The 7,618-nt window shown below is 35.1% G+C and carries 8 protein-coding genes and 2 tRNA genes; 3 read left to right on the top strand and 7 right to left on the bottom strand.

Going from position 1 to position 7,618, the window contains the following annotated elements:
* Window positions 1-363 (top strand): helix-turn-helix domain-containing protein (locus tag ACFIME_RS02015; RefSeq protein WP_375684406.1); only part of this gene is annotated, 363 nt, incomplete at its 5' end.
* Window positions 364-452: 89 nt separating this feature from the next.
* Here ACFIME_RS02015 and ACFIME_RS02010 read toward each other — a convergent pair.
* From ACFIME_RS02010 to ACFIME_RS02000, 3 genes are all read right to left on the bottom strand, one after another.
* Window positions 453-527, bottom strand: a tRNA-Val gene (locus ACFIME_RS02010).
* Between the two features lie 97 nt (window positions 528-624).
* On the bottom strand, window positions 625-987 hold the full coding sequence (cpdR, locus tag ACFIME_RS02005; RefSeq protein WP_005773448.1) for a cell cycle two-component system response regulator CpdR: 363 nt from the start codon (window positions 985-987) through the stop codon (window positions 625-627).
* 772 nt (window positions 988-1,759) lie between these two features.
* Entirely contained in the window at window positions 1,760-2,677 is a 918-nt protein-coding gene (locus ACFIME_RS02000) for a serine aminopeptidase domain-containing protein (protein ID WP_375662140.1), read from the bottom strand.
* Window positions 2,678-2,935: 258 nt separating this feature from the next.
* On the opposite strand from ACFIME_RS02000, the gene ACFIME_RS01995 reads away from it, so the two are divergent.
* The gene (locus tag ACFIME_RS01995) at window positions 2,936-3,403 is read left to right on the top strand and encodes an Hsp20 family protein (protein WP_375613075.1); all 468 of its coding nucleotides are present in this window, start codon (window positions 2,936-2,938) and stop codon (window positions 3,401-3,403) included.
* Window positions 3,404-3,655: 252 nt separating this feature from the next.
* Here ACFIME_RS01995 and ACFIME_RS01990 read toward each other — a convergent pair.
* Window positions 3,656-3,732, bottom strand: a tRNA-Pro gene (locus tag ACFIME_RS01990).
* 607 nt (window positions 3,733-4,339) lie between these two features.
* On the opposite strand from ACFIME_RS01990, the gene ACFIME_RS01985 reads away from it, so the two are divergent.
* Window positions 4,340-4,705: an iron-sulfur cluster assembly accessory protein gene (locus tag ACFIME_RS01985; protein WP_375633160.1), complete on the top strand. Its 366-nt coding sequence runs from the start codon at window positions 4,340-4,342 to the stop codon at window positions 4,703-4,705.
* A 70-nt stretch (window positions 4,706-4,775) separates the two neighbouring features.
* On the opposite strand, the gene mazG is transcribed toward ACFIME_RS01985, so the two are convergent.
* From mazG to ACFIME_RS01970, 3 genes are read right to left on the bottom strand one after another with little or no spacing between them, the layout of a single operon-like run.
* Window positions 4,776-5,591, bottom strand: a complete 816-nt coding sequence (gene mazG / locus ACFIME_RS01980; RefSeq protein ID WP_375633159.1) for a nucleoside triphosphate pyrophosphohydrolase — start codon at window positions 5,589-5,591, stop codon at window positions 4,776-4,778.
* A gap of 33 nt (window positions 5,592-5,624) precedes the next feature.
* A complete protein-coding gene (locus ACFIME_RS01975) occupies window positions 5,625-6,554 on the bottom strand; it encodes a lipid A biosynthesis lauroyl acyltransferase (protein ID WP_273791402.1) in 930 nt (309 codons plus the stop codon).
* A 6-nt stretch (window positions 6,555-6,560) separates the two neighbouring features.
* On the bottom strand, window positions 6,561-7,589 hold the full coding sequence (locus ACFIME_RS01970; RefSeq protein WP_375633158.1) for a zinc-binding dehydrogenase: 1,029 nt from the start codon (window positions 7,587-7,589) through the stop codon (window positions 6,561-6,563).
* Between the last annotated feature and the right edge of the window lie 29 nt (window positions 7,590-7,618).

Here is a 7,618-nt window from a genome sequence, read left to right as displayed (position 1 = left end):
TTTGGTAAAATTTTACGGAAACTTCGCATTGATCACTCCGAACGCCTCTTAGATATGGCTAAGAAATTAGACATATCTGTAGCATTTTTATCTTCTGTCGAGATTGGCAAAAAATCTGTTCCTGTAGGACTGGAGGAAAAGATCATAGAGCTTTATGGTTTAGATAAAGAGAAGGCTTCTCTCTTAAAAAAAGAAGCCTATTCTTGTCGAAAAAGCATCATCATAAAGCCTTCTACTTCGTTGCAACGTGAAACTGTTGTTGCGTTTATGAGACTTTTAGATGGCTTACATCAAGAAGCGTTAGCAGACTTCAAAGAAACATTAGAAACATTGTGCGAAGCGTGCTTTATAGAGAAATGTTAGAAAATCCTATTCCCTTAACTTTATTAAGGTATCCCTCACTTAAAAAAACATATGTAAAATCAATAAATTATTGTTGATATAAAATGCAATGGTGGGCGTGACAGGGATTGAACCTGTGACCCCTACGATGTCAACGTAGTGCTCTCCCGCTGAGCTACACGCCCATTCATTGATGTTGCATACACCATATAGAATGCCAAACGTCAATGCCTAATTTTATTTTCTCTTTCAACAGATGCAAATAACTTTAAAAAATACTTTTTAAGCAGCGATAAGGATCTTTTCAACTTCATTGACGAGTTCACGTAAGTGAAATGGCTTAGAGAGAACCTTTGCATCAGGAGGGGCATCACTATTTGAATTGAGTGCTACCGCTGCAAAACCCGTAATGAACATTACTCGTAAATCGGGGTCAATCTCAGTAGCACGTCGTGCAAGTTCGATTCCGTCCATCTCTGGCATCACAATATCAGTCAGGAGAAGGGAAAATGGCTCTTCTTGTAAACGTTCATATGCGCTAATACCATTATCGAAATCGGCGACTTCGTAGCCTGCACGTTCTAGGGCTTTTACGAGAAAGCGACGCATATCGTTATCATCTTCTGCGAGCAGGATTCGTTTCATGATTATATTCCAATGGCTCCATTTGTCAGAGTTTTGCCGCATCAATTATACAATATAGAGTATTTATAAAAAAGATGGTAAAAGGCTCATAATTGAAATGAATGGCAAAATGGTTAATTCTTACATTCTGATTCAAAATACAGCATATTCGTTGTGAGTTGGTTAAATTCGAAATATATGTGATTTTGAAAAAAGAAGGGGTTCTCTAAAACTACTAAGATGATTCATTACTATCTTTTCTTTTAAAGTTACTGATTATTATCAGAATTCCATTAAAAAACTTATGAAAATCGTTATTGTAGGGTTTTCATATATCGAGAAATTAGAAGAATATTATGTTAATTTATTGTTTTTAAAAAGTTCTCCTAAGAAATAGAAATTTTATAGTTATTTGTTTTTATAGAGATTTGTAATAAATATTATAAATGCGCTTTATTTCCATTTTTTTCCTTAAATAGATGAAAACTATTGTTTTCCTAGATATAATATTAAATTATCACTTAATAACAGATCAAAAATAGTATTTTGATGCTTTATTTGTAAATATGTATCATGTTATATTAAGATAGATTTATTATTTTTATTTATATAAATAGTTTTTTTATTAGAATGCGTGGTGAATATTTAGGTCATGGCTTGCCTGTAAAGGCTAGAAAACGAATCATATGAGTGGTTGGAAAGAAAAAACTATTATATTTAAAAGTGTTTGTAGATTCAATGCTCGTAGAAATTTTCTTTTTTGATGGGGTGGAGCGGAAATTAAGGTTTAGTGTTATTTTACAGATATATTATCGGGAATAAAGGCATCAAATGCAGCCCAAAATTGTTTTTTATAATCTTCGTTAACCATAATTGTATCCAGTTCAGCGCCTGTAATAGTAATACTTTCTGTTAAACGTGTGTGTTGGCATAATTGCCGCACTTCAATGTTGTTTGCAATATTGTTTTGATTGGCAAGAATAAAGAGTGTTGGGATTCGTAAATTTCCATGAAGTACATTTCTCTTCATAGAATCAATCGCATTAAATACTGAAGCCATCCATTGGGATGTTGGGGGCTTAATGGAAGGGAGCGGCACTTTATGTATGTGTCCCAATTGTATATTTTTTTGTTTTGTCTTGTTTAATTTTTTCCCATCTTTCACTGGTATAAAGCCAAGACCTATATCAGAAAGAAATTGTGTTAATTTATGTTGAAAACTATTCGTTTTATTGCCGAATGGAGCAAAAAGAGGAGAAACACAGAGCAATCTATTAAACTGATGATTAATGAGATCTAATCCGCTAAGTGCTATCAATCCACCTATGCCATAGGTGAGCATAGAGTAAGGCGGCGGATAATTAGGATAAACAATATTTTTAAGAAATTTATATAAGTCATTAATATCATTATTTATATCAAAACAATGATGTCGACTTTGTTTTCTTATCTTGAAGGATATTTTTTCTTGATCAAAGCAGTCAAGTATTGCTGTATGAAAACCGCGTTTAGAAATTTCATTCATTAATAAAAAATATTTTTCTAAAGTATTTGCGTAGCTTTTGAGAATAACAATTGTTCCCTTAGATTTTTCCACCTCAGGATATGTTATAGCAAAACGAATTTCGTGATCTATTGCTATTTTAAGAGTATCATGATGGATATTAAGAGAAGTGGAACCCCAGTCTATGGGATAAAGAGGTGTTTCCAATTGAAATCCTTTACAGTGTATTTGCCGTTTAGTGCTTTGACATTTATGTAATGAAGAAAGAGGATTAAAAAAGGGGTATATTGCTTTTTAGATAGTTTTTATCAATTTAGGTCCCAAAGAGTTGAAATAAAGAAAAACGATTACTAGATAATATAGTGCGGTTGCCATGATGGGGCCGCAGGTTCACAAGTAAGTTTGCCATGTGGGAACTTTGTGAATTAATTATAAATTATAGTCGCTCTAGAGGAGGGCAATATTATGCGTCAAGTAGATTTTTCACCATTTTATCGTTCCACAGTAGGTTTTGATCATCTTTTTAACTGGTTTGATTCTAGAACACAACCAGACGAAGTTTCTTCTTATCCCCCTTATAATATCGAGCGTTTAACTGAAGATTCTTATAGAATTTCTATGGCTGTTGCTGGTTTTTCTCAAGATGAAATTGATATTGAAACGCATTGTAACCAGCTGATCGTTAAGGGAGACAGAAAGTCTAAAAATGATGATGAAGAGCGAGAATTCCTTTATCGAGGTATTGCTTCGCGTGCTTTTGAACGGCGTTTTCATTTGGCTGATCATGTTAAGGTTATTGGGGCAGAACTTGGAGATGGGCTTCTTCATATTCAGCTTAAAAGGGAAATGCCAGCTGAATTAAAACCCAAAAAGATAACCGTACAGATGTCACCATCCATTACAAAAAATGATAACAGCGACGTTATCGTGTAAAGAAAATTTAGAAAATATGAGATCGGATAATTATAAATTTTTCTGAAGAATAAAAAACGCGAGGCAAAAGGTCTCGCGTTTCGTATGTGTTTTCCTAAGAACGAAGCGCATTTTAATAAAACAGCTTATCTCGAATTTATGATAAAATATCATTGCACATTATTCTACGTTGAAGAAAAAAATCATGTGTGTGCAATTGAAATGCATAATAATTCACTTTTTAAGTAAGCTTATTTTATAGCATTTTAAAAATGGTCGGAGCGGCGGGATTTGAACCCACGACCCCTTGACCCCCAGTCAAGTGCGCTACCAAGCTGCGCTACGCTCCGAGTTCGTGTAAAACGATTAAATGACTGTTTCTTTAAAGGCAAGAGAAAAAATAAACAGAATAAAATCTAAAATGCTTTTGCACTTAGAGCTTTTGAAAGTAAAAATTTTGGACATCAATATTTTGTTGTTAATTCAAGATAAATAACGAATTTGTAAAATTCTTTGTGATCATTAAATTTTTAGCTTTATAGTTAATAGATGTATGCATTTAATTACTTTTGAGATTGTGAGGAGGGGGGTAAGATTGGTGACTTTAGGGGTATGAATTGGAGCAAATGAGTGCGGAAGGTATATTGTTTTCTTACCTAATCGTTACTTTTCTAAAAAGATAAGGATTTTCAAAAGAAGAGGAGTGAATGTATGGTTTTGAAAAGTTTCGTTTTTTTAGAGTTTTATAGATGAGGTATTTTGCATTTTATGTGGATAAAAAATTGTAAGTTCTGGATTGTATAATTACAAATCTCATTTTACGGGTATGTATTTTTATCCAAATAAACAAGGTCAGAATGCTTTAATTTATGTTTCGTTTTTTTTCTAAAAGATCAGATAAAATATTATAGAGGAAAAACTTTCAAAGTGTCTATTGAACTAAGAAAAGAGTAAACTATGAGCCGTTTTTCGGTAATAAATTTGACGCAAGCAGCAGTGGATCGTGTTAAAGCGATTATGGATGCAAAAGATGCACAGGGTATTCTTGTTGGTATCAAAAAAGGTGGTTGTGCAGGGATGGAGTATACAATTACTCTTGTCAAAGAAAAGGGGATAGCTGCGGATGTTGTTGAAGTGAATGGTGCCCGTGTTTTTGTAGCACATGATGCGGTATTATTTTTATTAGGAACGCAGATGGATTATGAAGTGACAACGTTGCGGTCTGGTTTTGTCTTTAAAAATCCTAATCAAGTTTCAGCATGCGGGTGTGGCGAATCGGTGGAACTTCGTCCTGCTACGCAGGATCAATATAAAACAAATTGAGCTGAGCTAAATTATAATTTAGTAATTTTAGAGGGGCTTGTTCTTTTAGGTAGAAGAAATCTACTATTTTTTATCGTTCATTTTTAGCTTGCTTCCAAAGTGCTTCCATTTCATTCAAGGATGCGTCAGTGAGTGTTTTAGATTGAGTGGATAGCTTTTCTTCAATATAGGCGAAACGATTTCGAAATTTTATATTCGTTTTTTTTAATGCTTTTTGTGAATCAATCGCTAAGTGGCGCGCGAGATTAAGAAGTATAAAGTAGAGATCTCCAAACTCTGCTTCTATTTCTGAGTTTTGTTTACTTTTGATGGCTTCTTTGAGCTCTTCCAGTTCTTCTTCTATTTTTTCAAAAACTTTATCACTTTTTTGCCAATCAAAACCTACTTTAGCTGCTGCTTCTTGTAAAGCAAGTGCCTCTTGGTTTGCTGGCTGGATTTGTTTTACTGTTGCGAGTATGCTTGTGGAGGAATTGTTGTTTTTTTCTTCGCACATTCTTTTTTGTTCAACCTGTTCTCTTTTTTTTATATATTCCCACTCCTCTTTTATAAATCCTCGTTTTTTTTGCTCGGCATTTCCAAAAACATGAGGATGGCGTCGAATCATTTTTTCCGTGATTGCATAAACAACATCTTCAAAAGTAAAGCTGCCTTCTTCTTGTGCTATGGTAGCATGATAGACAACTTGTAAAAGAAGATCCCCAAGTTCTTCACAGAGATCCTTTCGATTTTTTCGTTCAATGGCATCGATGACTTCGTAAACTTCTTCGAGCATATAGGGTATGAGGGATTCAAAAGTTTGTTTTTTATGCCAGATACAACCATTATCAGAGTTTCGTAATGCAGTGATAATTGTAGTGAGATCTCTGATATCTTTTGAGGCTAACATTTTGCACTTCCTTTGTAAGCAATAGAGCTTATGTTAGATGTCCCAACGTCTATGTAACCACATCCATTGTCCAGGATATTCACGGACCCAAGATTCAACAATATCATTTAATTTTTGCGTAGAAGCAGCTATATCGATATCATTTTTTTCATCACGTGGAAGTTCTACATGTTCATATAACTCTAAACGATGACGTCCACTAGGCAAACGAATACAACGTGCTGGATAAATATCACAGTCATATTGTCGAGCAAGTTTTATAATTAAGGGGTTTGTTTTAAGAGGTCTGTTAAAAAATGTTCCCATGATACCGCGGCGAAATTTTTGATCAACGAGCATACCAACATTTTCACCTTCTTCTAATTTGGCTGCTAATGCCCATGCTGCACCGGCCTTGGAGGGAACAAGATGTCCCATAGAAGTTTGTCGTGCTTTAAGGATTCGTTTGGCAACATAGGGATTATTGGGTGGTCTAAATAATACCGTAACATTAAGATCAAAACTTTGTGCACAAATAGGCAGAAGTTCAAAATTGCCAGTATGTGCGGTGAAAAAAATATGTGGTTTTTTTTCATTTTTTAATCGCTCAAATATTTCAATGCCTTTAACCTCAATGAAACCTGGCTCGTCTGCATGAGGATCAAAATCAAAAATTTTATCAAGAAAAATATATTCAGCTAGGAAACGTCCTATATTTTCCCACATTTCTATTGCAATCGCACGGAGTTCTTGCTCTGTTTTTTCTGGATATGCACTCCTAAGGTTTGCAAGTGTGATTTGATGACGATGTACAAGGGGACCAATTTTTTTTGCTAACCAAGCAAAAAAAGAAATTCCCATTTTGGCTGGAAAACATTTTAGAATAAATAAAGAACCAAAGAGTAGATATGCCCATAACAAGTAGGATATTTTTTTAGCTATAATTTTAATACGATATATGAGATTTTTAAGAGAAAGCTTCATCATGATTTAATCGATTTTAAGGATAATTTTACCAAAAACATCACGACTCTCCATTCGTTTTAAAGCTGTATCAATTTCATCCAGCCCAACAATTGTATCAATGACAGGGTGTACGGCTTTTTGTGCCATTTTTTGCATGGCATTTTTCATATTTTCCATACGGCAGCCAAATGAACCGAATATCTTGAGCTGTTGCTGGAATAATTGCATGAGATTTATTGGTGCTGAAACACCAGAGGTAGAACCGCAAGTCACTAAGCGTGCTCCTTTTTTCATACATAACAGAGAACCGTTCCATGTATCGACACCAACATGCTCAAAAACAACATCAACACCTTTTTTTTGGGTTAATTTACGCACTACACCTTCAAAACGATCTTTACGATAATTAATCACATGATCTGCCCCAAGAGAGTGCGCTTTTGCAATTTTTTCATCTGAACCTACAGTTGTGATAACTGTACAGCCCATGTGTTTTGCAAGTTGAATGGCTGCAGAACCAATACCTGAGCCACCAGCCTGTACCAGGATTGTTTCTCCTGCTTGTAGTTTTGCGTTATCGAAAAGCATATGTTCTACGGTACCAAAAGTAATTGGAGCAACTGCTGCTTGCAATTCATCACATTGGGGAGGTGATGGAACTAATAAACGTGCTGGCAAATTGACAAGCTCACACGCAAATCCATCAAGGTGAAAACCATAGACTCCCTTTACATTACTGCAAAGATTATCCCGTCCTTCATGACAAGCTTGGCATACTCCGCAGGTTTGTGCACCATAAATTGAGACAATCTGTCCAAGTTGGAGATGTTCAACGCCATCTCCTATTTGTATAACCTCACCAGAGGCTTCTGCACCAATGATGAGTGGCATTTTTCTTTTCGCAAAAGCCATGCCACGCCATCCCCATACATCAATATGATTAAGAGCAACGGCTTTTATCCGCACAGTTACTTCACCTATACTAGGTGAAGATGGCGGGGAAATATTGGTGATTTCAAGCCGACGATCATCGAAGAGTTTCAGTGCACGCATTATCATCCCCCTTAAATATATTATTGGTT

Origin of the sequence: Bartonella sp. AP1QHHD, assembly GCF_042196265.1 — a bacterium.
GTDB lineage: Bacteria > Pseudomonadota > Alphaproteobacteria > Rhizobiales > Rhizobiaceae > Bartonella.
Note: the sequence above shows the minus strand (reverse complement) of the source record. Positions and strands in the feature narration are given on the sequence as shown.

Coding starts and splice junctions, on each gene's coding strand:
- ACFIME_RS01995 (WP_375613075.1), top strand. CDS start 2,936: ATGCGTCAAGTAGATTTTTCACCATTTTATCGTTCCACAGTAGGTTTT.
- ACFIME_RS01985 (WP_375633160.1), top strand. CDS start 4,340: ATGAGCCGTTTTTCGGTAATAAATTTGACGCAAGCAGCAGTGGATCGT.
- ACFIME_RS01975 (WP_273791402.1), bottom strand. CDS start 6,554: ATGAAGCTTTCTCTTAAAAATCTCATATATCGTATTAAAATTATAGCT.
- ACFIME_RS01970 (WP_375633158.1), bottom strand. CDS start 7,589: ATGCGTGCACTGAAACTCTTCGATGATCGTCGGCTTGAAATCACCAAT.
- mazG (WP_375633159.1), bottom strand. CDS start 5,591: ATGTTAGCCTCAAAAGATATCAGAGATCTCACTACAATTATCACTGCA.
- cpdR (WP_005773448.1), bottom strand. CDS start 987: ATGAAACGAATCCTGCTCGCAGAAGATGATAACGATATGCGTCGCTTT.